The sequence below is a fragment of the Pantoea sp. RIT-PI-b genome (assembly GCF_001187905.1).
In the GTDB taxonomy this organism is placed as follows: domain Bacteria; phylum Pseudomonadota; class Gammaproteobacteria; order Enterobacterales; family Enterobacteriaceae; genus Pantoea; species Pantoea nemavictus.
Map to the genome: position 1 here is coordinate 375,247 of NZ_LGIS01000012.1, position 22,513 is coordinate 397,759.

Below are 22,513 nucleotides of genomic sequence, written 5' to 3' on the forward strand. Positions count from 1 at the left end.
TAGGTCCCCTGCACGGCGGGGGATTAAAATGTATGGCAAACAAAATAATAGGATAAAGAAATGCAACTGAATAAAGTGCTGAAGGGTTTGATGCTGGCTCTGCCGGTTATCGCAGTAGCTGCATGTAGCTCACACAAAAACAACAACAACGATCAGACTGGTATGGGCGCTAACGACGGTGCTTACGGTGCTGGTGCGGGCCAGAACGGTAACATGTCTTCTGACGAGCAAGCGCGTCTGCAGATGCAGCAGCTGCAGCAGAACAACATCGTTTACTTCGGTCTGGACAAGTATGACGTGCAGTCTGATTACGCTCAGATGCTGGATCAGCACGCTGCATTCCTGCGTGGCAACCCGTCTTACAAAGTGACCATCGAAGGTCATGCGGATGAGCGCGGTACCCCAGAATACAACATCGCCCTGGGCGAACGTCGTGCAAGCGCCGTTAAGATGTATCTGCAAGGCAAAGGCGTTTCTGCTGACCAGATGTCTATCGTGTCTTACGGTAAAGAAAAACCAGCTGTACTGGGTCATGACGAAGCGGCTTACGCTAAAAACCGTCGTGCCGTACTGGTTTACTAAGATAATCGTATGATGAGTAACTTCAGACTTCATCTATTGAGTCTGTCGTTACTGGTTGGTTTAGCGGCCCCCTGGGCCGCTAATGCCCAGGCGTCAATCAGTAGCGTTGGCTCAGGCTCGGTCGAAGACCGCGTCACCACTCTTGAACGTATCTCTAATGCCCAGGCTCAGCTTCTGCAGCAGTTGCAGCAGCAGATGAGCGATAACCAAAGCGATATCGATTCGCTGCGCGGGCAAATCCAGCAAAATAGCTATCAGCTTAATCAGGTAATTGAGCGCCAGAAACAGCTTTATCAGCAGATCGATAGCCTCAGCTCCGGCAGCAACGGCGCCCAGGCGAGCGGTGGTGCAGATGCTGCTGCAGCGGGCGCAGCGACCTCTGATAGCGGCAGCAACAACAGCGCCACTGCGGCAGCGCCAGCTCAAACCGGCGATGCCAATACGGACTACAATGCTGCCGTTGCGCTGATTCTGGAGAAGAAGCAGTACGATCAGGCGATTACCGCCCTGCAGGCTTGGGTGAAGAAATATCCTGATTCTACCTATCAGCCGAACGCCAACTATTGGCTTGGTCAGCTGTTTTACAACAAGGGTAAAAAAGACGATTCCGCTTACTATTTTGCCACAGTGGTAAAGAATTATTCGAAATCGCCAAAAGCCCCAGAAGCGCTGTTTAAAGTTGGCGTGATCATGCAAGAGAAGAATGACACGGCGAAAGCCAAGGCCGTCTTCCAGCAAGTGATCAAACAATTCCCAAATAGTGATTCTGCGAAGCAGGCGCAAAAACGCCTTGCCGGGTTGTAATTTGTGCATAAAAGACCGGATTTCGTGTGATTTCTGGTCTTACAGCATGAAAGGTAAGCAATTGAGACATTTAGTGGAAAATAAGGGTTGCGCCGCCCCGCTAAATCAGTAATATATGCCGCCGTTGCCGGGACATATCTTAACAAGTATCGGCAGCACTGAAGATGGGTCGTTAGCTCAGTTGGTAGAGCAGTTGACTTTTAATCAATTGGTCGCAGGTTCGAATCCTGCACGACCCACCATCTCAACCCGTTGTTAGTGAGATGATTTCTTCAGTAAGCTTCACAACCTTGATGGGTCGTTAGCTCAGTTGGTAGAGCAGTTGACTTTTAATCAATTGGTCGCAGGTTCGAATCCTGCACGACCCACCATCAAGCATAAGGTTGTAAGCCCTCAACGGGTCGTTAGCTCAGTTGGTAGAGCAGTTGACTTTTAATCAATTGGTCGCAGGTTCGAATCCTGCACGACCCACCAGTTATGTAGAAAGGCGCCCTAATGGCGCCTTTTTGCTTTTCTACATTTTAGAAAAAATTCTAACGATGTTGCTTTGGGATGGGTGCCGGGCTCTAAAAGGCGGGACGGATCGCGAAGACACATCACATCCCTGTGGATCGGCCTCGCAAGTACTCGCCTCATCCATGAGGCTCGCCCGCAAGCGGGCAACGCTTCGCATTGTGCAAAAACGATCCTGGCGTTTATGTCCATGGCTCGGACGCTTAGCTCCTTCCGCACTCGCCTTTACTGGCCCTTAAGCTTTGTCGTTGCTTTAAATAATCGCACCGATGCATAACGAAGACGGAAGGATCGGGCGGTGGAGTAAAGCTTCCGGCGCATGGATGCGCCGGTAGAGCCTACAGGGATGTATCCACGGCGACTTTACGTAACCGCCCGATCCTTTCGGCTGTTGGCACGGTTTAATTACTTTTAATGACCTTAACCGGCGTCAGACTTTTCCAAATATGCAGCACAGCATAGCTGCGCCACGGTCGCCAAACCTGTGATAACTGTTCCGCTACTTTGGCACTCACGCCGCCAAGATTATTACGAATCGCGATATCCTCTTTCGGAAACGCATCCGGCCAACGCAGAGCGCGCATCGCAATATAACTCGCCGTCCACGGCCCAATCCCTTTCAGCGCCAGTAACTGTTGCTGAACCACATCAGGATTCACCGCACCGTTAAACCGCAAAGCGCCAGAAGCACACGCCTGCGCCAAAGCCTGAATGGCTTGTGAACGCGCACTCACAATTCCGAGGCTGGCGATATCATCAATGCTTGCCGCCGCCAGCGTCTCCGCATTGGGTGGCAAACGAGACAGCTCTGGCCACGGCGTTGCCAGTGATTCGCCAAAGCGTTGTGCCATACGACTGCTCAACGTCGTTGCGGCTTTCACGGTAACCTGCTGGCCGAGTATCGCACGCACACCCAGCTCAAAGCCGTCAAACGCACCAGGAACGCGTAAACCGGGAAAGCGGGATAAACTCTCCGCCAGTAGCGGATCGTGGCTCAGATGCTCTGCTATACGCTGTGGTTGCGCATCCAAATCAAACAGATCGCGCAGACGACGCAGTAGGGCGGGAAGCACCGGCGTCAACGACGTGGTGAATTGCACTTTCAACGACTGTTTCTCAGCAAGATGGCTCACGCGCACCCAGCCGCGACAATTGCCCAACGCCACGGTGCGGTGGTAAATGCCGTCGTTCACCCATTCCACCTCTTTCATCACGCGGTGCTGTAGAAAATCGAGTATTGCGTCCCAATCATAAGGCGGGCGATAACTCAGGCGCAGCTCGGCACTTTCCTGAATGGGAGTGACAGAATCGGGTTGGCTCTGCTTGCGTAAGCGGGAAGGCGTCATGCGATAACGTGCCTGAAACACATCATTAAAACGCCTCAGACTACGAAAGCCGCTCGCGTAAGCGATTTCCGTCACTGGCAGCGAGGTTTCAGTTAAAAGTTGCTTAGCGAGCAGCATACGGCGCGTCTGACGCAATTCTAATGGCGACACACCTAGCTCATGCTGCACTACTCGACGGAGTTGGCGCTCACTTAGGTCAAACTCGCGAGCAATCTCTGCGAGCGTCTCCTGCTCCTCCAGCAAACCTTCTTCGATGCGTCGAATCAAGCGATCGGCAATGCGATGATGACTGTCCACCGGTGCAAAGCCCGGCGCCAGCTCAGGGCGGCAACGCAAACAGGGGCGGAAATGCGCTTTCTCGGCGGCTTCAGCGCTGCTGAAAAACAGGCAGTTCTTCTGCATCGGCGCTTTCACCGGGCAAATGGGCCGACAATAAATGCCGGTTGACGTCACGCCAACGAAAAACAGCCCGTCGAAGCGACTATCGCGCGAGGTCAGCGCCTGGTAAGCAATTTCAGGATCAAACATCATGATCTCCAGCAAATAAACCGCATGGTCGCGCAAGCTGAACAGGAAAACTCGCTGCTTTCGGACAGCTAACCAGTTTATGCTGATGACCGAAAACAGCCAGTTTCTCAGGTTAGAAGTGCGATAATCGCCAACAGAGATTACGCCGGAGGTGCACTATGTATCATGCCAAAATTATCGCCACCCCTGTTGGGGAGCTCACGCTTATTGCTACTGACAACGGATTGTCGGCCATTCTATGGGAAAATGAAGGTGCGCAGCGCGTACCGTTGACGCCGATCAGCCATAACGATCAACACCCCATTCTCTGTGAGGCGGAACGCCAGCTGCGGGAATACTTCGCTGGTGAGCGCCAGCAGTTTGATATGACGTACGACACGGTTGGCACCGAATTCCAGAAAAAAGTCTGGCAAGCGCTACTCACGATTCCGTTTGGTGAAACCCGTAGCTATCAGCAAATCGCCGTTCAAATCGGTAATCCCAAAGCGGTGCGCGCGGTAGGCGCGGCGAACGGTAAAAACCCGCTGTCGATTATGGCGCCGTGCCATCGCGTGATTGGCAGCAACGGAAAGCTGACCGGCTTCGCGGGCGGTCTCAGCGTTAAAGCATTCCTGCTGGAATTGGAAAGCCTACAGAAATCTATGAGCAGCGTATTGTTGCTATAGGGCGCGCAAAAAAGAGACGACACTCTCGCGCAATTCCGCTATCGTGTTTAGCATATAAAACACGATGGCGGTTTTGATGCCGCATCATTGCCGTAGTAGGCAATTTTGTTAAATTGAGAAAACGAGAGCCGTGTCATGAGCCTGATGTTTGATCCTGAAAGCGCAATCTATCCTTTCCCGCCGAAACCGGCACGTCTCAGCCACGATGAAAAAGCCCACTATAAGAACGAAATCAAACGTCTGCTGAAAGAACGTAATGCGGTGATGGTGGCGCACTACTACACCGATCCCGAAATTCAGGCGCTGGCGGAAGAGACCGGCGGCTGCGTGTCGGACTCACTGGAAATGGCGCGTTTTGGCAGCACGCATCCGGCGAAAACCTTGCTGGTGGCGGGCGTGCGTTTTATGGGGGAAACCGCGAAAATCCTCAGCCCGGAAAAAACCGTACTGATGCCCACGCTGCAGGCCGAATGTTCGCTCGATCTCGGCTGCCCCATTAAAGAGTTCAATCGCTTCTGCGATGAACATCCTGACCGCACCGTGGTGGTGTATGCCAACACTTCAGCGGCGGTCAAAGCGCGTGCGGATTGGGTGGTAACATCAAGCATCGCGGTTGAGCTGATTGAGCATCTCGACAGCCTCGGCGAGAAAATTATCTGGGCGCCCGATCGCCATCTTGGCCGTTACGTCACACAGAAGTCCGGCGCCGATGTGCTGTGCTGGCAGGGCGCGTGCATCGTGCATGACGAATTCAAAACCCAGGCGCTGCAACGCATGAAGGCACTCTATCCGGATGCGGCGGTGCTGGTGCATCCTGAATCACCGCAGGCGATTGTCGATCTGGCCGATGCGGTGGGCTCCACCAGCCAGCTGATTCAGGCGGCGCAAAGCTTGCCGCATCCACAAATGATCGTCGCCACCGATCGCGGTATCTTCTACAAAATGCAGCAGGCAGTGCCGGAAAAAGAGTTGCTGGAAGCACCAACCGCTGGCGAGGGCGCGACTTGCCGCAGCTGCGCGCACTGTCCGTGGATGGCGATGAACGGCCTGAAAGCGATTGCTGAAGGATTGGCGCGCGGCGGCAGCGAGCATGAAGTTCACGTGGACAGCGCGTTGCGGGAGGCTGCGTTGCGACCGCTCAACCGCATGCTATCCTTTGCAGCAGATCTCAAACTCAAGGTAAAAGGGAACGCATGACGCGCACCCTTCATATTTAGGGTATAGGTACATAGCATGGACTTCTTTAGCACGCAAAACATCCTGGTTCACATTCCGCTCGGCGTGGGCGGCTACGATCTCTCATGGATTGAAGCCGTCGGCACCGTCGCGGGCCTGTTGTGCATCTGGCTTGCCAGTCTCGAAAAAATCATCAACTACTTCTTCGGTCTGATTAACGTCACGTTATTCGCGGTGATCTTTTTCCAGATCCAGCTCTACGCCAGCTTGCTGCTGCAGCTGTTCTTCTTCGTCGCCAACGTCTATGGCTGGTACGCGTGGAGTCGGCAAACGTCCAATAACGAACACGAGTTAAGGATTCGCTGGCTGCCGCTGCCGAAAGCGTTGGGCTGGGGGGCGGCATGCGTGGTGGCGATTGCCTTGATGACGGTGTACATCGATCCGGTGTTCGCCTTCCTGACCAAAACCGCGGTGGGCATCATGCAGAGCATGGGACTCAACGTGGCGATGCCGCAGCTACAGCCCGATGCGTTCCCATTCTGGGATTCGTGCATGATGGTATTGTCGATTGTGGCGATGATTCTGATGACGCGTAAATACGTTGAAAACTGGCTGCTGTGGGTGGTGATCAACGTGATTAGCGTGATGATTTTCGCCCGTCAGGGCGTGTATGCGATGTCGCTCGAGTACGCGATCCTAACGCTGATTGCCCTCAACGGTTCGCGCTTGTGGATGCAAAGCGCACGCGAACACGGCTCGCGTGCGCTATCACATCAGTGATGGTGATGGGCATGTCCTTCCAGCGCAGCATGATCATGATGATCGTGCTGCGCAGCATGACTCTCTAAACCGAGCTCGCAATCTGGTCCGCTACAGGCTTGATACTCCATCTGCACCGTGGCGTGGGCAATTTGATAGTGCTCGTGCAAATAGTGGTGAATACGTTGCAGCAAGCCGTCATGGTCGTAAGGCGGTATCACCTGCACATGCAGCGTCAGCACCGGTTTTTCACCTACTTGCCAAACGTGCACATGATGCACATTACGCACCTCATCAATATTGCGCGTCAGCTCGCGCGACAGCTTATCGGCATTGATATGGCCTGGCGCGCCTTCCAGTAACTCATGCAAACTCTCACGCAGCAGCGACCAGGCGCTGCGCACCACCAGTAATGACACCAGCAGCGAAAGAATCGGGTCAATCGGCGTCCAGCCAGTCAGCATAATGATTACGGCGGCGACAATCGCACCAACCGAACCGAGTAAATCGCCGAGCACGTGCAGCGCTGCAGCGCGCACGTTGAGATTTTTCTCTTCACTGCCGCGATGCAGTAGCCAGAATGACAGCAGATTAGCGAATAATCCGGCAATGGCGATGCCTAACATCAAACCACCGGCAATCGGCTGTGGCTGATAGAAGCGACGCAGCGCCTCCCAGACAATCAGCACGGTAATTACCAGCAGCGCGATAGCGTTAACGAACGCCGCCAGCGTGGTCAAACGCAGCAGACCAAACGTATGACGCGCATTTGGCTTGCGCTGGGCAAACTGTACGGCCAGCAGCGCCATCAGCAGTGCGGCAGCATCGGTCAACATATGTCCGGCATCCGCCAGTAACGCCAGCGAACCTGAAACCAGTCCGCCAATCACTTCGGCCACCATAAACAGCGCGGTCACGCCAAATGCGGCCGCCAGTCGCGTGCGGTTGCCGTTAGCTGAGCCGTGAGAATGAGTGTGTGCCATAATTTTCCAGTTGTTTAAGTAACCTGTTTGTTAATGATATCAGTAAATTGAGATTATCAACCTGCAACTGTTGCTGTTTAGCCTGCACAATCAGTTGCTGGCAGCGCTCGGCTACTTCATCCATACCCAACATCAACCAACTGCCCTTCATGCGGTGCGCCGCCTGTTCCAGTAAGGACCAGTTCTGGGTCGCGCGCGCGTTAAGCAGCGCATCACGATCCTGCAGTAGGGTTCGTTGCAGAGTCTGGCAAATGCGCGGAATAAACGCCTGATTATTCTGCGCCAGAATCAGCAGGCTATTTGGCAACGCAGCCAATGGATCCATTGCCGCTCGCGCCAGCAGCGGCGCCAGATGATCGAGCTCGATCGGTTTTAACAGTAATGCTTCATCATCCTGCAGCGTCATTTTCAGCAACTGTACATCGGCAGAGCAGAGCACGCGCAGCACGTTTGTGCCACGCTGGCGCTGACGACGGCGCAGAATGCGCAGCAGGGTTAAACCATCCGGGCGCGGCATCATCTGGTCGATAAACAGCATATCAAACGGCTGCCTGTCATCTGCCTGCAGCAGCGCTCGACCCTCTTCAAACACCATTGCTTCCACGCCAAAGTTGGCCAGCTGCTGCTGCATCACTAAAAGATTGGTGGGATGATCGTCAACGATCGCTACGCGCAAATGGGAATAGCGTGGCCAGCTTGCTGTGCGCTCGGTTGATGGCGCTTCACTCAGCACCAGCGGCAATTGCACCCTAACCGTGGTGCCGAGTCCTGGCTGCGAAGTCAGCGTCAGCGTGCCCCCCATGCGTTGCACGATTTCGCGGCAGATAAACAGCCCCAAGCCGCTGCCTTGCACGGCATGGCTTTTGCCGGACGGCGCCTGGTACCACGGCTCGAACAGCTGCGCTTGCTCGCTGAGCGGGATGCCACTGCCGCTGTCGGTCACCGTCAGCTGAATATCTTCCTCGACCGCCAGCGACAGGCGCACTTCGCCCGCGCGGGTAAATTTTAGCGCGTTGGCCACCAGATTATTCACCACCTGCTGCAGGCGATCGCCATCCAGCAACACGCAGGCTGGTAGCGGCGTCAGCGCTTCAGCAATCAGCACTGGCCCGGTGTCACGCATCAAAGGATGATAAAACTGCTGCTGTTGCTGTAGCCAGTGCACCAGATTAAGCGGGCGTGGCGCCAGGCGGAAGCTCTGACTCTCAATGCGTGCGTGATCCTGCAGATCGTTCAACAGGGCCATCAGCGATCGCGCGCTGCTGTGCATCAGCGCCAGGCGTTCGCTCGGATGCTGCTGCTGTTCCAGCTCCAGCAAACCGAGAATTGCCTGCATCGGCGTACGCAGCTCGTGACTGGCGGTGGCGAGAAACTGGCTCTTGGCGGCATTAGCGCGCTCGGCCTGTTCGCGCTGCAGCCGGTCGCGGCGCTGTTGCCAATAGCGACGCAGCAACAAGGCTAATAGCAGCAAAATCGTCATGCCGGCGACGATCAGGATCATCAACGGAATATTGCGCATCGCCATGCTGTTACCCGGCTGTGGCGGCTGTGACCAGCTCACGCGCATCTGGTTGAGCGTGTCGGGGGGAATCTGTTGGAGTGCATGATCGAGCAGCGCACGTAACTGCGGTTGTGCAGCACTGACCTGCGGCGCCAATGGCCAGGCAATATCGCTGGCGGCAAACGCCAGATGAACGCGATTATCCTGATGACTCGCCATGCGCCAGCGCGCTGACAGCACGTTATCCACTAAGGCATCGATCTGACCACTGTTCAGCGCCTGCCACAGCTGTGCGCGATCCTCAAACAGCTGTGGCACCATGCCGGATGGCAATAAACGCTGGGCTAAATCTGCGCGCACGATGCCAACGCGCTGGCCTTGCAGGGTTTGCCAGTTCATGGGTTGCGATGTGGAAAGGGTATAAATCCCCCAAATGGCGCGCCAAACCGGCAAGGTATTGCTGTTGGCATCGTCGCCAAACAGCGGCTGAAACAGTTTCAGCATCACCTGCTGTTGTTGCATTAACGTGGTGGCCTGTTGCGGATTGCTAACCCAATGCGGCGTAAAGCGCAGGCCGGTGCTTTGGCTGAGCGCATTGAGCAGATCGATACCAAAGCCGCGAGCATTGCCATTGCTATCGCGATAGCTCCAAGGGGCGTTATCTGCTTCAACGGCGTAAGGGATGTCAGTATGCTGCGCCAGCCACTGCTTTTCGCTGGCTGAGAGCATCAGGGTTTGCGTGTCCTGATAGCGCAACAGCGGCGGGCTCCAGCGCTGCTGTACGCGATTGCTGAACTCGGCGGGCAGCAGGCGCAGCTGGCTGTTGAGCCAGTGAATCAGGGCTTGATCGCGCGTTAAAGCGCGTAAGGTTAACTCGCTAGCGCCGGGATCGGCGGTAATCTGATAAATCTGTCCCTGCTGCAGTTGGCCGAGCAAAAAGCCCGCGCTGGCTTCGTCAGCCACTAGATAATCGCTCTGCTGATTCAGCAAGGCATACAGCGCCTGCAGATCACCCGGCAGGCTATGCCAGCGGTGCTGCTGCACAAAATCGGCTGGCAGTTGGGCCAGCGTGGCTTCAGCGATAGTGAGCTGGGCGGTCTCGCTATTGAACATCACCGCGCGCTGGTTATCGCGGTTGCGATAGATGCGAATCGGGCTGCTGTACCAGCTGTCGCTAAGCAGAATATCGGGCGGCAACTGTGCGTGTTCGGTGCTCAACACCAAATCCACCTCGCCGCGTTGCAGCGCCGCCAGCTGCTGACTACGATCCGCATAGCTTTGCAGCGTAAAGTGGGTGCCGGTCAGTTGGCTGAGAGCACTAAGATAATCAGCATCAATGCCCCAAATGCGATCGCCGATCCGCATCGCCCATGGGGCGCTATTTTGCGCCGGAACCGCGACGCGCAACGATGCGCCGGGCCATGGCTCAGCATGCGGCGCAGGCATCATGGCAGGCAACATCACGCTGCTGGCGGGTTGCAAATCGGCTCTCGCCAGCAGACTCAGCAATAACGTACACAGCAACAGCCAAATCCTCACTGCTGCGCTTTCCACAGTTCGGCGAGTTCTACCACCGATTGCACGCCGGTTTTCTCCAGAATATTTTTCTTGTGGGTGCTTACGGTTTTATTACTAATATGCAGCTGTTCGCCAATCTGCAAATTCGACAATCCCTTCACCAGCAGCGCCACAATTTGCTGCTCTTTCTCAGTTAAAGGCAGTTCGATACGTTCTGGCAGCGGCGGGAAGGCTTGTTGGCCGCCGAGCACCGCCAAAATGGCACTGAGCAGTTGCGCCATACTTTGGCTCTTTACCACATAACCGGCGGCACCGAGCGATACCGCACTGAGCAACGTGTGGCGACTCTGCTGTGCTGAGTAGATCAACACCGGACACTGCTGATTGCGCAGGCGTAAACGGCGCAATAGCTCCAGTCCGTCGCAGTCCGGCAAACCGATATCGAGCACAATCACATCAATGTGATGCAGCTGAAGCAGTTGGCGCGCTTGCGCTTCATCGCCAGCAGCGTGAATTTTTAAGGGGATGGGGGCGTGAGCACTCGCCGCTTCCAGTGCGACGGCAACTAACGGATGATCATCAATAAGCAGCAATGAAGCCATGAATCAGTTCCTGTGAATTTCATTGCTCCAGCATAGCGGAAAAGGGCAGGGGGAAAAATAAAAGGGAGAGCCGAAGCTCTCCCTTATTTAAACTGCTGGTAACCTTATTGCGCGGTACCGTCAGTTTTATGTTTCACGTGGCCGCCACCTTCTTTAGTGTCGACTTTCTTATTCATATCCGGGCATTTGCCGTCTTTACACATGCTGTTTTTGTGAACCTGGCTGGCTGACATATTGCTTGAATCAGTGCCTGAGGTTGCCGCGCTATTAGTATTGGTGCTGCCATTGTTGATTTTGCTGTTATCAACGTTATTCGGTGGCAGGTTCTGTTTTGCATCGCCTGCTGCTGCGCCCGCTTCAGCTGCAGCATTAGCCGCGCCATTATTGTCTGAAGAGTTATCTGCAGCCATAACCGCACCGCTACCTAAAGTCATCGCTGCCGTCAGAAAGATAATTGCAAACTTATTCATCATTATGCTCCAGTAATTAATGGATAGTTGCCGTCAAACACCGGCTGGTGTTGTGTGACGAAAATAGCGTGCCGCGATGGAATAAAATTCCACCTTATACGCTTCGCTTAAATATTAAATTTTGCAAACACATCAATCCTTAGTGCTTACATTTAAAAAGCTTAGTGCATGAAAATATAAATGCAAATTTGAGATGTACATTTTAAGACGGGTACGTAATTTACACCTACCCTGTGAAGGGCTAAAGTGGGCGGGTTGCGCCCGACGGACGTTGGGCCAGAAATTTGAATGGAATGACGTATGGATTACCAGAACGACGATTTACGCATCAGAGAGATCAAAGAGTTACTTCCTCCTGTTGCCTTACTTGAAAAATTCCCCGCCAGCGATAAAGCGGCTGAAACCGTAGCGCAGTCACGCCAGGCAATCCACCGCATCCTGCATGGCGAAGATGATCGTCTGCTGGTGGTGATTGGTCCTTGCTCAATTCACGATACCAAAGCGGCGAAAGAGTATGCCGCTCGTCTGCTGCCACTGCGTGATGAGCTGAAAGACGATCTTGAAGTGGTGATGCGCGTTTACTTTGAGAAACCGCGTACCACGGTGGGCTGGAAAGGGCTGATTAACGATCCCTTCATGGATGGCAGCTTCCAGATTAACGATGGTCTGCGTCTGGCACGTAAGCTGCTGGTGGATATCAATGATATCGGCTTGCCGGCGGCAGGTGAGTTCCTCGACATGATCACGCCACAATATATGGCCGATCTGATGAGCTGGGGCGCCATTGGCGCGCGCACCACCGAATCGCAGGTGCACCGTGAACTCTCCTCCGGTCTTTCCTGCCCGGTTGGTTTCAAAAATGGCACCGACGGTACCATTAAAGTGGCGATTGACGCGATTGGTGCAGCCAGCGCGCCTCATTGCTTCCTCTCGGTGACCAAATATGGCCACTCAGCGATTGTGGAAACCAGCGGTAACGAAGATTGCCATATCATTCTGCGCGGCGGTAAAGAGCCGAACTACAGTGCTGAGCATGTGGCAGCGGTGAAAACCGGTCTGGAGAAAGCGGGCCTGCGTCCGCAGGTGATGATCGACTTTAGCCACGCCAACAGCAGCAAGCAGTTCCAGCGTCAGATGGTGGTTGCCGATGACGTTGCGCAGCAGATTGCGGGCGGCGAGCAGGCGATTACCGGCGTGATGATTGAGAGCCATCTGGTGGAAGGTAACCAGAGCCTCGAAAGCGGCAAACCGCTGGTGTATGGCCAGAGCGTCACCGATGCCTGCATTGGCTGGGAAGACACGGAAAAAGCCCTGCGTCAGCTGGCGCAGGCGGTGAAACAGCGCCGCGGTTAATCGCGACATGCGATAAAAAAGGCCAGACTCGCGTCTGGCCTTTTTGCGTTTCAGCGTTCGCTTACTTGGCTTTACCCTGGTTTGCAACGGCTGCTGCTTTCGCAGCGATCTCGTCAGCATCACCCAGATAGTAACGTTTGAGCGGCTTGAAGTTTTCGTCGAACTCATACACCAACGGCACGCCAGTTGGGATGTTCAGTTCGAGGATTTCATCTTCGCTCAGGTTGTCGAGGTATTTAACCAGTGCGCGCAGTGAGTTACCGTGTGCGGCAACGATCACTTTCTCACCGCTCTTGATGCGCGGCAGAATGCTTTCGTTCCAGTACGGGATTACACGTTCGATGGTCAGCGCCAGGCTTTCGGTGGTTGGCAGCTGTGCATCAGTCAGTGAGGCGTAACGCGGGTCGTGGCCTGGGAAACGCTCATCAGCGCGATCCAGTTCCGGTGGGGTGATGGCAAAGCCACGACGCCACTGTTTAACTTGCTCGTCACCGTATTTTGCTGCGGTTTCCGCTTTATCCAAACCTTGCAGCGCACCGTAGTGACGCTCGTTCAGACGCCAGGTTTTCTCAACCGGCAGCCAGGCCTGATCCAGCTCATCCAGCACGTTCCACAGGGTGTGGATAGCGCGCTTCAGCACGGAAGTGTAAGCGAAATCAAACACGAAACCTTCTTTCTTCAGCAGCTGACCGGCTGCTTTGGCTTCCGTGCGACCTTTGTCAGACAGGTCCACGTCGTACCATCCGGTGAAGCGGTTTTCCTGGTTCCACTGGCTTTCGCCGTGTCGCACCAGTACCAGCTTAGTTACGGCCATAGCTTTACTCCTTAATGCTCGATTTACGATTAGTATTGAAACCGGCTGCGGCCACCGAGAAGCGGCTCACTAATAGCGCCATACCATAGCGGAAAACAGCGCACTGCGTAAGCCTGTCGGCAGCACAGTGCGCGTTTTTCATCCGGCGGCTAGTGCGACGTGAAGCGATAACGCGTCACGGACTGCCAACTGTCGCCGGGTTGCAGCCAGCAATCGGGCTGCGGCCATTCCGTATGATTGGGCGAGTCCGGTAAAAATTCACTTTCAAGAGCAATGCCCTGGAAAGCAGTATAGCTGTCTTGCTCACGGGCGCGTGTTCCCGCCAGATAGTTACCGGTGTAGAACTGCAGCGCCGGCGCAGCGGTAAATACGCTCAACTCCAGCTTGCCATCGGCAGACCACAAATGGGCGGCGGGCTGGCTGCTGTCGCCAGCGGTGTTGAGTAAAAAGGCATGGTCATAGCCCTTCACCGCTTTTTGATCGTCATCAGCAAGGAACTCATCGGCAACGCACTTCGGCTGGCGGAAATCAAAACTGTTTCCCGCCACCTCTTTCAGCGGCGCGTTGGGGATGCCCTCGCTATCCACCGGCAAGTAACGATCGGCGTGCAGTTGTAAGCGATGCTGGCGCGCATCACCATGATGCGCATCAAGATTGAAGTAAGCATGGTTGGTCAGATTGACCGGGCAGGGCTTATCCGTCTTCGCTTCATAACGAATCGACAGGCAATTATCATCATCAAGCTGATAGATCACGTCAGCAATCAAATTGCCAGGATAACCCTGATCGCCATCGGGCGAATCAAGGCGATAGTGCACCTCGGTTTCGCTCTGGCTGAGAATCTGCCAGCGACGCTTATCAAATCCTTCTGGTCCGCCGTGCAGCTGATGCGCGCCCTGGTTAGCGGCCAGCAGCAGATTGAGCGGCTTGAGTTCTGCCGAGGCAATACGGTTCGCGTAGCGGCCAATGGTGGCCCCAAGATAGGCATCCTGATGCAGATAATCTGATGGCGTCGCGCAGCCGAGCAGCGCTTCACGCACGCTGTGATCGCGCATCGGTACGCGCGCCGACAGCCAGGTCGCCCCCCAATCCATGAAGGTTGCGACCATGCCGTTGCGATTGCGCAGCACGGTGATGCGCCATGGCTGCCCGTCTGGCGCGTGAGAATTGATATCACTTACCATTGGCCAGCTCCTGCGGACGCTTTGCACACGTAGAAGGTCTCTTTAATGCCGGTTTGCGCTTCATATTTTTCGGCCACTACCGCTTTCACGGCATCGACCAGATCGATCGGCATCAGCGCCACGATGCAGCCACCGAAACCACCGCCGGTCATGCGCACGCCGCCGCGCGGACCGAGCTCGGCTTTGACAATCTCAACCAACTGATCGATTTGCGGTACAGTGATTTCAAAATCATCACGCATTGAAGCGTGGGATTCAGCCATCAGTTCGCCCATGCGCTTCAGATCGCCCGCGCTCAACGCATCCGCCGCTTCCAGCGTGCGCGCATTTTCCGTAATGACGTGACGCACGCGCTTCGCTACTAACGCATCCAGCTCACCTTCGGAGGCGGCAAACTCTTCCAGCGTGACGTCACGCAACGCGGGTTTGTTGAAGAAGCGGGCACCGGTTTCACACTGTTCGCGACGCGTATTGTATTCGCTGCCCACCAGGGTGCGCTTGAAGTTGGAGTTGATGATCACTACCGCGACATCTTCCGGCATCGATACCGCACGCGTGCCGAGTGTGCGGCAATCCAGCAGCATGGCGTGGTCAGGTTGGCCAAGTGCCGAAATCAGCTGATCCATGATGCCGCAGTTGCAGCCAACAAACTGGTTCTCGGCTTCCTGACCGTTCACCGCAATGGCGGCGCCGTCCAGCTTCAAGGCATACAGTTGCTGGAAAACCGTGCCTACCGCGACTTCCAGAGATGCTGATGAACTCAAGCCTGCGCCCTGTGGCACGTTGCCGCTGATCACCATATCCACGCCGCCAAAGCTGGCATCGCGTTTCTGCAGATGTTTCACCACGCCGCGCACGTAGTTGGCCCACATCGGCTCTTTTAACGGCTCAATGGGCGCGTCCAGCGAGAAACTGTCTTGCTGATTGTCGTAGTCGACCGCAATCACGCGCACTTCGCGGTCATCGCGTATGGCGCAGGCAATCACCGTTTGGTAATCGATGGCGCAGGGCAGCACGAAACCATCGTTATAGTCAGTGTGTTCGCCGATCAGATTCACGCGGCCCGGCGCCTGAATGCTGTGCGTAGGTTGATAGCCGAAGGTGTCAGCGAAAACCTGTTGAGTAATGGATTTTAAAGACATTTATTGCGCCTCGCGGAAATGGACATCGCTGACAGAACGCAGACGTTCAGCTGCCTGTTCCGCCGTTAAATCACGTTGGGTTTCGGCCAGCATTTCATAGCCAACCATAAATTTGCGTACCGTGGCTGAACGCAACAGCGGCGGATAGAAATGGGCATGCAACTGCCAATGGTCGTTGGCTTCACCATTGAACGGTGCACCGTGCCAGCCCATCGAATAAGGGAAGGAGCACTGGAACAGATTGTCGTAGCGGCTGGTCAGCTGCTTGAGTGCCAGCGCCAGATCGGTGCGCTGCGGCTCGGTGAGATCGGTAATGCGTTTTACGTGGGCTTTTGGCAGCAGCAGCGTTTCAAACGGCCACGCGGCCCACCACGGTACTACCGCTAACCAGTGCTCAGTTTCTACCACCGTGCGGCTGCCATCGTTCAGCTCGCGCGCCGTGTAATCCACCAACAGCGGTGAGCCTTTTGCATCAAAGTAACGTCGCTGATTGTCATCTTCTTTATGCGCTTCGTTTGGCAGGAAACTGTTGGCCCAAATCTGGCCGTGCGGATGGGGATTCGAACAGCCCATCGCCGCACCTTTGTTTTCGAACACCTGCACCCAAGGATAGTGTTGGCCGAGGTCGGCGGTCTGTTCCTGCCAGGTACGGACAATATCTTCCAGTCCGCTCAGCGGCAGTTCTGGCAGCGTTTTGCTGTGATCCGGCGAAAAGCAGATTACGCGACTGGTGCCGCGCGCACTTTCGCAGCGCATCAACACATCGTCGCTCTGCGGCGCGTCGGGGGTATTGGTCATCAGCGCGGCAAAATCATTGGTGAACACGTAAGTGCTTTTATAGTTGGGATTGATGTCACCGGTGATGCGGGTGTTTCCGGCACAAAGGAAGCAGTCGGGATCGTGTGCCGGTAACTGCTCCAGTGCCGGCGTTTCTTGCGCACCTTGCCACGGACGCTTAGCGCGATGGGGTGAAACCAGCACCCATTGATCGATCAATGGGTTATAGCGGCGATGCGGATGATCGACCGGATTAAATTTTTCCATGATGAGTCCTGGTAAACGGCAAACAGATAAACAAGGTTTTGATCAAAGTAGCACAAAGACCCGCGTGAAAGCGTGATCCAGTCTGGATAAATGGTATCGTTTACACAAGGTGACGATTCTCATTTTGTGGGGTTATCGTTGCTATTTGCTTAATTACCAGGCAATGGAATGGTAGCGGTTACATTGGTGAGTGATTTTATTTCGATGCGCATTAATGGGCGCCCTACTAAAGCTCATTGTAGGGTCGCCATTAATGGCGACCGCCAATTACCGCAGCGATTCTTGCAGGAAACCGTAACCTTGTTCTTGCGCGACAAAACTCAGGCGATGAGTGATGCACTGCGGAGCATCTTCGGCGTGATGTGACACAAACAATAGCTGCGTGCGGCCTTCGCCAATCAATACATCGACAAAACGGCGCACCAGCTGGCGATTAATTGGATCCAGCCCTTGCAGCGGTTCATCGAGGATCAGCAGCGTCGGGTGTTTTACCAGCGCACGCGCAATTAGCACTAGCCGCTGTTGTCCCCACGACAAACTGTGGAACGGCGCATCGGCCAGCTGATTATCCATCCCGAGCAGGGCCAGCCACTGGCGTGCCAGCGCTTTTTGCCGATCTGACACCGCCTGATACAGGCCAATGGAATCAAAGAAACCCGAGAGCACCACGGTGCGCACATTGCAGCTGACACGATAATCAAGATGCAGGCTACTGCTGACGTAACCGATGTGCTGCTTGATATCCCAAATGGTTTCACCGCTGCCACGGCGGATGCCAAACAGCGTCAAATCATTGCTGTAGCCCTGCGGATGATCGCCAGTGACTAAACTGAGCAGGGTGGATTTGCCCGCGCCGTTCGGCCCGGTAATCTGCCAATGTTCGCCAGGATTCACTTGCCAGCTCAGGCCATTAATCACCGCTTTATCGTTGTAGGACACCACCCCGTTACGCAGAGTCACGCGCGGCGCATCTTCAGCTAATTGTGGCAGTTGATCAGGTTGATCCGCTTCCGGCAGCGCCATGCCAGCCAGCTGCTCACTGTGCGCCAGCTGTGCCACCAGCGCTTCGGCCAGCACGGCACGACGTTCGCCCACATGCGTCAGCGTGCATTCGGCCAGCACGCCCACTTTCTCGACGAAATCAGGAATATCGTCGAAGCGATTTAGCACCAGCACCACGCTGTAACCGTTGCGGTGCAAATCGTTGAGGGTGTTTGCCAGGCTGGCGCGCGACGCCACATCCAGTCCATCAAAAGGCTCATCAAGAATGAGCAGATCGGGCTGCGCCATCAGCGCCTGACACAGCAGCGTTTTGCGCGTCTCGCCAGTGGAGAGATATTTGAAGCGGCGATCGAGTAGATAAGTGATACCAAACTGCTGCGCCAGTGCCTGACAGCGCGTCTCGTCTTTCACCTCGTCCTGAATGATTTGCGCCGCAGTGCGGCCCGTATCATCTTCGCCTTCACTGAGCATATCGGTGTTATTGCGTTCCCACTCATCGCTGACCAGCTGCTGGAGCTGCTCCAGCGACAGGCGCGTACGGCGCTGAAAATTCTGCTGCACGCTGCCTTTACCGGGCAGCAGCTCGCCGGAGAGCGCGCGCGCCAACGACGATTTGCCGCTGCCATTGGCGCCGACAAAAGCCCAGCTTTCGCCGCTGTTAAGGGTTAAATCGTTGAGTGACAGTGCTCGGGTGGCGCTAAGGTGAAATATGCCTTGCGAAATTTGCAATGAAGCCATGATGTATTCCGTTTTATGCATCGTGTTGCTCAGTTTTAGCCAGCGATGCAGGTGAAGTCAAATCATGGCGGAGATTTCAGAGCAGTGTGGCGATGATGGCGTGTTCAGCATTAAAACTGGCGGTGACGCTGGCGCCAGGCTGCAGATTCTGCTGTTTAACCTCATCGTTAGTGACGGTGGCGCACAGCGTTTCGCCGCTTGGCAGGGCCATCAATACTTCACTGACCTGCTCGCCGGGTTCGATGGCACTAATCTGCGCGGCCAGCTGGTTATCGCTGCTGCCTGCCGTGCTGCTAACCTGAATCCACGGCGCTTTAATTAACACCAGCACCTCTTTACCGCTGTCGAGCTGCAAACGTTCGGCGCTGCGCTCGGTGATCGCCACCTGTAAACGTGTGGTGCCGTCGGCGAGCAGTACCTCAATGTGCTGCTGCACCTGTTGATGGTCGCTGGCTAGCACCGTGCCAAACAGCTGGTTGCGTGCGCTGGTTTGCAGCGAAAAACGCGCAATCGCCGCTAACAGGCTATCGAGCGGTAAACTGTCGCTTTGCAACGCGTCAAAGGCTTTCTGCTGAATCTGTTCCATCAGTTGGAAAAGCTGAATCAGCCGCTCACCATACTGCGTCAACTGCGCGCCGCCGCCGCCTTTGCCACCGGTGGCGCGATCAACTAAAGTTTGATCGGCCATCTGATTCATCTCGTTGATCGCGTCCCAGGCACTTTTGTAGCTGATGCCCGCCAGCTTTGCGCCCTGGCTAATGGAGCCGGTTTGCTGCACGCGTTTCAGCAGCTCAATACGGCGCGGATCGGCAAACAGCTTCTGCTGAAGACGAATATGAAGAGAAAGTTCTGCCTGCATGTCAGCTCCTTAGGTTAATCCGCTCAGTTTACTGCTTAAAAGTAAAAGCACGAAAAGGGCAGTGCGTTTTTTTCTCTAACCGTTACAATCACTTTTTTATTTTCTGCGTGAGGTTTCCATGCTGGAACTGTTAAAAAGCCTGGCTGTGGCTATCATCATGGTGCCGATTGTGATGGCGATTATGCTCGGTCTGATTTACGGCCTGGGTGAAGTTTTCAACGTCATCTCTAAATTTGGCCGCCGCGACGATCGTCCCGCCAACAGCTCGCAACACTGATTTCCCAACGCCCGCACCCTGCGGGCGTTTTGTTATTAACTTCCGTAAAATCCTGCCGATAACTATCTCATGACGCATTTGTGCCGACGTTGTATTATCAAATATATAACGTAACAAGGAGCAACAAATGCAAAAAAATCATTACCGTTTGGCTGCAGTCACTGTACTGACGCTTTCTCTGGCCGGTCAGGCGGTTGCTGCGGAAAAAATCACCGTGTTCGCTGCCGCGTCACTGACGAATGCGTTGCAGGAGATCGCCACGCAGTATCAAAAGAAAACCGGCGTTGAAGTGGTCTCTTCATTTGCCTCTTCATCGGTGCTGGCACGTCAGATTGATCAGGGTGCGCCTGCCGATCTGTTCATCTCCGCCGACCAGCAGTGGATGGACGATGTGGTGGCAAAAAACAGCGTAGTGACCAATACGCGCTATACGCTGCTTGGCAACGATTTAGTGCTGATTGCCCCAAAAAGTGATGCAGCCAAAGTGGTGACCGTTGATAGTAAAACCGACTGGAAAAGTCTGTTGAAAGGCGAGCGACTGGCGGTGGGCGATCCCGATCACGTACCGGCCGGGATTTATGCCAAAGAAGCATTACAAAAACTGGGTGCGTGGGACGCTTTATCCCCGCAGCTGGCGCCGGCCAATAACGTGCGTGCCGCGCTGGCGTTGGTAGAGCGTAATGAAACGCCTTACGGCATTGTCTATGGTTCGGATGCGGTTGCTAGTCAGAAAGTGCAGGTAGTGGGACGTTTCCCGGAAGATAGCCACAAGCCGGTGGAATATCCGATGGCGATCGTCAAAGAACATCAGAACGCAACGGTAACCGCCTTCTATAACTATTTGCAGGGGCCGGATGCCGCTGCCGTATTTAAACAGTATGGATTTACGCCGAAGAAATGATATTGAGCGATCCCGAATGGCAGGCCGTTTTTCTCAGCCTGAAAGTGTCCTGTGTAGCGGTGCTGTGCAGCTTGCCGTTTGGCATCATGATGGCCTGGATTCTGGCGCGCTGCCGGTTTCCGGGCAAAACTTTGCTGGATAGCCTTGTTCATCTGCCCCTGGTGCTGCCGCCGGTAGTGGTGGGCTATCTGCTGCTGATCGCCTTAGGCCGACGTGGTTTCATCGGTGAATGGTTGTATGACTGGTTCGGCTTCACTCTCGCTTTCAGCTGGCGCGGCGCAGTCGTCGCGTCGGCGGTGATGGCCTTTCCCTTGATGGTGCGAGCAATTCGCCTCGCGCTGGAAGCGGTCGATAGCAAACTGGAGCAGGCGGCACGCACGCTCGGTGCCGGGCGCTGGCGCGTGTTCTTCACCATCACCATTCCGCTCACCTTGCCGGGTATCATTGTCGGTACGGTGCTGGCTTTTGCTCGCTCGCTGGGCGAATTTGGCGCCACAATCACCTTTGTTTCCAACATTCCTGGCGAGACGCGCACCATTCCGTCGGCGATGTTTACCTTGATCGAAACGCCTGGCGCCGAAGGCACCGCTGCGCGACTGTGTGCGGTGGCCATTGCGTTGGCGCTGATGTCGCTGGTGGCTTCTGAGCTGCTGGCGCGCTGGGGCCGTAAGCGGCTGGGAGCGGCGTAATGCTACATCTGCACATTTCTCAGCAGTTGGGTGATCACCTGCTCGACGTTAACGTCAATATTCCCGCTAGCGGTATCACCGCCATTTTTGGTGTGTCGGGCGCGGGGAAGACCTCGTTGATTAACGCGATTGGTGGATTGACCCAGCCGCAAAGCGGGCGCATTGAATTGAACGATCGTTTGCTGTTTGATTCAGCATCGCGCGTGAATTTGCCGCCGGAAAAGCGTCGCATCGGCTACGTGTTTCAGGATGCGCGGCTGTTCCCGCACTATCGCGTACGCGGCAATCTGCAATACGGCATGGCACCGTCGATGAAGTCACAGTTCAACGCGCTGGTGGCGCTGCTCGGCCTTGAATCGCTGTTAACGCGCTATCCGGCATCGCTGTCGGGCGGCGAAAAACAGCGCGTGGCGATTGGCCGCGCCTTACTCACTGCGCCCGATATTTTGCTGATGGACGAACCGCTGGCGTCGCTGGATCTGCCGCGCAAACGTGAACTGATGCCCTATCTGCAAAAGCTGGCGAAGCAGGTCGATATTCCGATTATATACGTGTCGCACAGCCTCGATGAAATCCTGCAGCTGGCGGATAACGTACTGGTGCTGGATGCGGGCCAGGTGAAAGCCTTTGGCTCGCTGGAGAAGGTATGGAGCAGCACGGCAATGCGCCCCTGGCTGCCGCTTGCCGAGCGCACCAGCGTGCTGCGCGTGCAGGTGCTGGAGCAGCATCCGGATTACCCGATGACGGCGCTGTCGCTGGGCGATCAGCATATTTGGGTCAGTCGCGTGAACCAGCCGCTGAAAACACCGCTGCGCATTCGTATCGCTTCAGCCGACGTTTCGCTGGCGCTGCAGCCGCCGCACAATACCTCGATCCGCAATATTTTGCCGGCGCAGGTTGTCGAGCTGCTGGAGATTGACGATCAGGTGGAGGTAAAACTGCGCATCGGCATTAGCGAGCTGTGGGCGCGCATTTCGCCGTGGGCGCGGGATGAGCTGGGCATTCGGCCCGATCAGTGGTTGTATGCGCAGATTAAAAGCGTGTCGATTGCGGCATGATTTAT

General features: G+C 55.2%; 21 protein-coding genes and 3 tRNA genes. 13 read left to right on the forward strand and 11 right to left on the reverse strand.

The window, feature by feature from the left end:
• Positions 1–60: 60 nt before the first annotated feature.
• The 5 genes from pal to AC790_RS03520 all read left to right on the forward strand — a co-directional run bounded on the left by pal (position 61) and on the right by AC790_RS03520 (position 1,860).
• Positions 61–582 carry a peptidoglycan-associated lipoprotein Pal gene (gene pal / locus AC790_RS03500; RefSeq protein ID WP_007890635.1) on the forward strand — a complete coding sequence of 174 codons (522 nt, stop codon included), beginning with the start codon at positions 61–63 and terminating at the stop codon, positions 580–582.
• Between the two features lie 9 nt (positions 583–591).
• Positions 592–1,386, forward strand: coding sequence for a cell division protein CpoB (cpoB, locus tag AC790_RS03505; protein WP_036621514.1), 795 nt, complete (start codon positions 592–594; stop codon positions 1,384–1,386).
• 166 nt (positions 1,387–1,552) lie between these two features.
• Positions 1,553–1,628 (forward strand) — tRNA-Lys (locus AC790_RS03510).
• 53 nt (positions 1,629–1,681) lie between these two features.
• Positions 1,682–1,757 (forward strand) — tRNA-Lys (locus AC790_RS03515).
• A gap of 27 nt (positions 1,758–1,784) precedes the next feature.
• A tRNA-Lys gene (locus AC790_RS03520) sits at positions 1,785–1,860 on the forward strand.
• Positions 1,861–2,300: 440 nt separating this feature from the next.
• On the opposite strand, the gene AC790_RS03525 is transcribed toward AC790_RS03520, so the two are convergent.
• Positions 2,301–3,773 (reverse strand): AlkA N-terminal domain-containing protein, encoded by a 1,473-nt coding sequence (locus AC790_RS03525; protein ID WP_049850916.1) that lies wholly within the window; start codon positions 3,771–3,773, stop codon positions 2,301–2,303.
• A 158-nt stretch (positions 3,774–3,931) separates the two neighbouring features.
• Between AC790_RS03525 and AC790_RS03530 the strand changes: the two genes are divergently transcribed.
• The 3 genes from AC790_RS03530 (at position 3,932) to pnuC (ending at position 6,394) form a co-directional block, all read left to right on the forward strand.
• Positions 3,932–4,438: a methylated-DNA--[protein]-cysteine S-methyltransferase gene (locus tag AC790_RS03530; protein ID WP_049850917.1), complete on the forward strand. Its 507-nt coding sequence runs from the start codon at positions 3,932–3,934 to the stop codon at positions 4,436–4,438.
• A gap of 135 nt (positions 4,439–4,573) precedes the next feature.
• On the forward strand, positions 4,574–5,635 hold the full coding sequence (nadA, locus tag AC790_RS03535; RefSeq protein WP_049850918.1) for a quinolinate synthase NadA: 1,062 nt from the start codon (positions 4,574–4,576) through the stop codon (positions 5,633–5,635).
• A 36-nt stretch (positions 5,636–5,671) separates the two neighbouring features.
• Positions 5,672–6,394, forward strand: a complete 723-nt coding sequence (gene pnuC, locus AC790_RS03540) for a nicotinamide riboside transporter PnuC (protein WP_007890629.1) — start codon at positions 5,672–5,674, stop codon at positions 6,392–6,394.
• Here pnuC and zitB read toward each other — a convergent pair.
• From zitB to AC790_RS03560, 4 genes are all read right to left on the reverse strand, one after another.
• Positions 6,388–7,356, reverse strand: a complete 969-nt coding sequence (gene zitB / locus AC790_RS03545) for a CDF family zinc transporter ZitB (RefSeq protein ID WP_049850919.1) — start codon at positions 7,354–7,356, stop codon at positions 6,388–6,390. The genes pnuC and zitB overlap by 7 nt on opposite strands.
• Positions 7,325–10,411 (reverse strand): ATP-binding protein, encoded by a 3,087-nt coding sequence (locus AC790_RS03550; protein ID WP_072093390.1) that lies wholly within the window; start codon positions 10,409–10,411, stop codon positions 7,325–7,327. Before AC790_RS03550 ends, zitB begins: the two co-directional genes overlap by 32 nt.
• A complete protein-coding gene (locus AC790_RS03555) occupies positions 10,393–10,977 on the reverse strand; it encodes a response regulator transcription factor (RefSeq protein WP_049850921.1) in 585 nt (194 codons plus the stop codon). The genes AC790_RS03550 and AC790_RS03555 overlap by 19 nt, the downstream gene beginning before the upstream one ends.
• A gap of 104 nt (positions 10,978–11,081) precedes the next feature.
• Complete coding sequence (locus AC790_RS03560) at positions 11,082–11,447, reverse strand: YbgS-like family protein (RefSeq protein ID WP_200902249.1); 366 nt, start codon at positions 11,445–11,447, stop codon at positions 11,082–11,084.
• Between the two features lie 300 nt (positions 11,448–11,747).
• On the opposite strand from AC790_RS03560, the gene aroG reads away from it, so the two are divergent.
• The gene (aroG, locus tag AC790_RS03565) at positions 11,748–12,800 is read left to right on the forward strand and encodes a 3-deoxy-7-phosphoheptulonate synthase AroG (RefSeq protein WP_007890624.1); all 1,053 of its coding nucleotides are present in this window, start codon (positions 11,748–11,750) and stop codon (positions 12,798–12,800) included.
• 61 nt (positions 12,801–12,861) lie between these two features.
• On the opposite strand, the gene gpmA is transcribed toward aroG, so the two are convergent.
• The 6 genes from gpmA to modE all read right to left on the reverse strand — a co-directional run bounded on the left by gpmA (position 12,862) and on the right by modE (position 19,583).
• On the reverse strand, positions 12,862–13,614 hold the full coding sequence (gene gpmA, locus AC790_RS03570) for a 2,3-diphosphoglycerate-dependent phosphoglycerate mutase (RefSeq protein ID WP_008109047.1): 753 nt from the start codon (positions 13,612–13,614) through the stop codon (positions 12,862–12,864).
• Between the two features lie 149 nt (positions 13,615–13,763).
• Positions 13,764–14,798, reverse strand: coding sequence for a galactose-1-epimerase (galM, locus tag AC790_RS03575; RefSeq protein WP_049850923.1), 1,035 nt, complete (start codon positions 14,796–14,798; stop codon positions 13,764–13,766).
• A complete protein-coding gene (galK, locus tag AC790_RS03580; protein ID WP_049850924.1) occupies positions 14,792–15,940 on the reverse strand; it encodes a galactokinase in 1,149 nt (382 codons plus the stop codon). The genes galM and galK overlap by 7 nt, the downstream gene beginning before the upstream one ends.
• The gene (galT, locus tag AC790_RS03585; protein WP_049850925.1) at positions 15,941–16,984 is read right to left on the reverse strand and encodes a galactose-1-phosphate uridylyltransferase; all 1,044 of its coding nucleotides are present in this window, start codon (positions 16,982–16,984) and stop codon (positions 15,941–15,943) included.
• Positions 16,985–17,251: 267 nt separating this feature from the next.
• Entirely contained in the window at positions 17,252–18,724 is a 1,473-nt protein-coding gene (modF, locus tag AC790_RS03590) for a molybdate ABC transporter ATP-binding protein ModF (RefSeq protein ID WP_049850926.1), read from the reverse strand.
• 76 nt (positions 18,725–18,800) lie between these two features.
• A complete protein-coding gene (modE, locus tag AC790_RS03595) occupies positions 18,801–19,583 on the reverse strand; it encodes a molybdenum-dependent transcriptional regulator (protein WP_007890617.1) in 783 nt (260 codons plus the stop codon).
• A gap of 118 nt (positions 19,584–19,701) precedes the next feature.
• On the opposite strand from modE, the gene AC790_RS24105 reads away from it, so the two are divergent.
• From AC790_RS24105 to modC, 4 genes are all read left to right on the forward strand, one after another.
• Positions 19,702–19,860 (forward strand): AcrZ family multidrug efflux pump-associated protein, encoded by a 159-nt coding sequence (locus tag AC790_RS24105; RefSeq protein WP_007890616.1) that lies wholly within the window; start codon positions 19,702–19,704, stop codon positions 19,858–19,860.
• A gap of 127 nt (positions 19,861–19,987) precedes the next feature.
• Complete coding sequence (gene modA / locus AC790_RS03600; RefSeq protein WP_049850927.1) at positions 19,988–20,761, forward strand: molybdate ABC transporter substrate-binding protein; 774 nt, start codon at positions 19,988–19,990, stop codon at positions 20,759–20,761.
• The gene (gene modB, locus AC790_RS03605; protein ID WP_007890614.1) at positions 20,758–21,450 is read left to right on the forward strand and encodes a molybdate ABC transporter permease subunit; all 693 of its coding nucleotides are present in this window, start codon (positions 20,758–20,760) and stop codon (positions 21,448–21,450) included. Before modA ends, modB begins: the two co-directional genes overlap by 4 nt.
• Positions 21,450–22,508 (forward strand): molybdenum ABC transporter ATP-binding protein ModC, encoded by a 1,059-nt coding sequence (gene modC, locus AC790_RS03610; RefSeq protein ID WP_049850928.1) that lies wholly within the window; start codon positions 21,450–21,452, stop codon positions 22,506–22,508. Before modB ends, modC begins: the two co-directional genes overlap by 1 nt.
• Positions 22,509–22,513 lie beyond the last annotated feature (5 nt).

Bases quoted from the DNA above. Each gene is read 5' to 3' on its own strand.
- modA (WP_049850927.1), top strand. From the start codon at position 19,988: ATGCAAAAAAATCATTACCGTTTGGCTGCAGTCACTGTACTGACGCTT.
- cpoB (WP_036621514.1), top strand. From the start codon at position 592: ATGATGAGTAACTTCAGACTTCATCTATTGAGTCTGTCGTTACTGGTT.
- modB (WP_007890614.1), top strand. From the start codon at position 20,758: ATGATATTGAGCGATCCCGAATGGCAGGCCGTTTTTCTCAGCCTGAAA.
- pnuC (WP_007890629.1), top strand. From the start codon at position 5,672: ATGGACTTCTTTAGCACGCAAAACATCCTGGTTCACATTCCGCTCGGC.
- galK (WP_049850924.1), bottom strand. From the start codon at position 15,940: ATGTCTTTAAAATCCATTACTCAACAGGTTTTCGCTGACACCTTCGGC.
- zitB (WP_049850919.1), bottom strand. From the start codon at position 7,356: ATGGCACACACTCATTCTCACGGCTCAGCTAACGGCAACCGCACGCGA.
- AC790_RS03560 (WP_200902249.1), bottom strand. From the start codon at position 11,447: ATGAATAAGTTTGCAATTATCTTTCTGACGGCAGCGATGACTTTAGGT.
- galM (WP_049850923.1), bottom strand. From the start codon at position 14,798: ATGGTAAGTGATATCAATTCTCACGCGCCAGACGGGCAGCCATGGCGC.
- aroG (WP_007890624.1), top strand. From the start codon at position 11,748: ATGGATTACCAGAACGACGATTTACGCATCAGAGAGATCAAAGAGTTA.
- pal (WP_007890635.1), top strand. From the start codon at position 61: ATGCAACTGAATAAAGTGCTGAAGGGTTTGATGCTGGCTCTGCCGGTT.
- modC (WP_049850928.1), top strand. From the start codon at position 21,450: ATGCTACATCTGCACATTTCTCAGCAGTTGGGTGATCACCTGCTCGAC.
- nadA (WP_049850918.1), top strand. From the start codon at position 4,574: ATGAGCCTGATGTTTGATCCTGAAAGCGCAATCTATCCTTTCCCGCCG.
- gpmA (WP_008109047.1), bottom strand. From the start codon at position 13,614: ATGGCCGTAACTAAGCTGGTACTGGTGCGACACGGCGAAAGCCAGTGG.
- galT (WP_049850925.1), bottom strand. From the start codon at position 16,984: ATGGAAAAATTTAATCCGGTCGATCATCCGCATCGCCGCTATAACCCA.
- AC790_RS03525 (WP_049850916.1), bottom strand. From the start codon at position 3,773: ATGTTTGATCCTGAAATTGCTTACCAGGCGCTGACCTCGCGCGATAGT.
- AC790_RS24105 (WP_007890616.1), top strand. From the start codon at position 19,702: ATGCTGGAACTGTTAAAAAGCCTGGCTGTGGCTATCATCATGGTGCCG.
- AC790_RS03530 (WP_049850917.1), top strand. From the start codon at position 3,932: ATGTATCATGCCAAAATTATCGCCACCCCTGTTGGGGAGCTCACGCTT.
- modF (WP_049850926.1), bottom strand. From the start codon at position 18,724: ATGGCTTCATTGCAAATTTCGCAAGGCATATTTCACCTTAGCGCCACC.
- AC790_RS03555 (WP_049850921.1), bottom strand. From the start codon at position 10,977: ATGGCTTCATTGCTGCTTATTGATGATCATCCGTTAGTTGCCGTCGCA.
- modE (WP_007890617.1), bottom strand. From the start codon at position 19,583: ATGCAGGCAGAACTTTCTCTTCATATTCGTCTTCAGCAGAAGCTGTTT.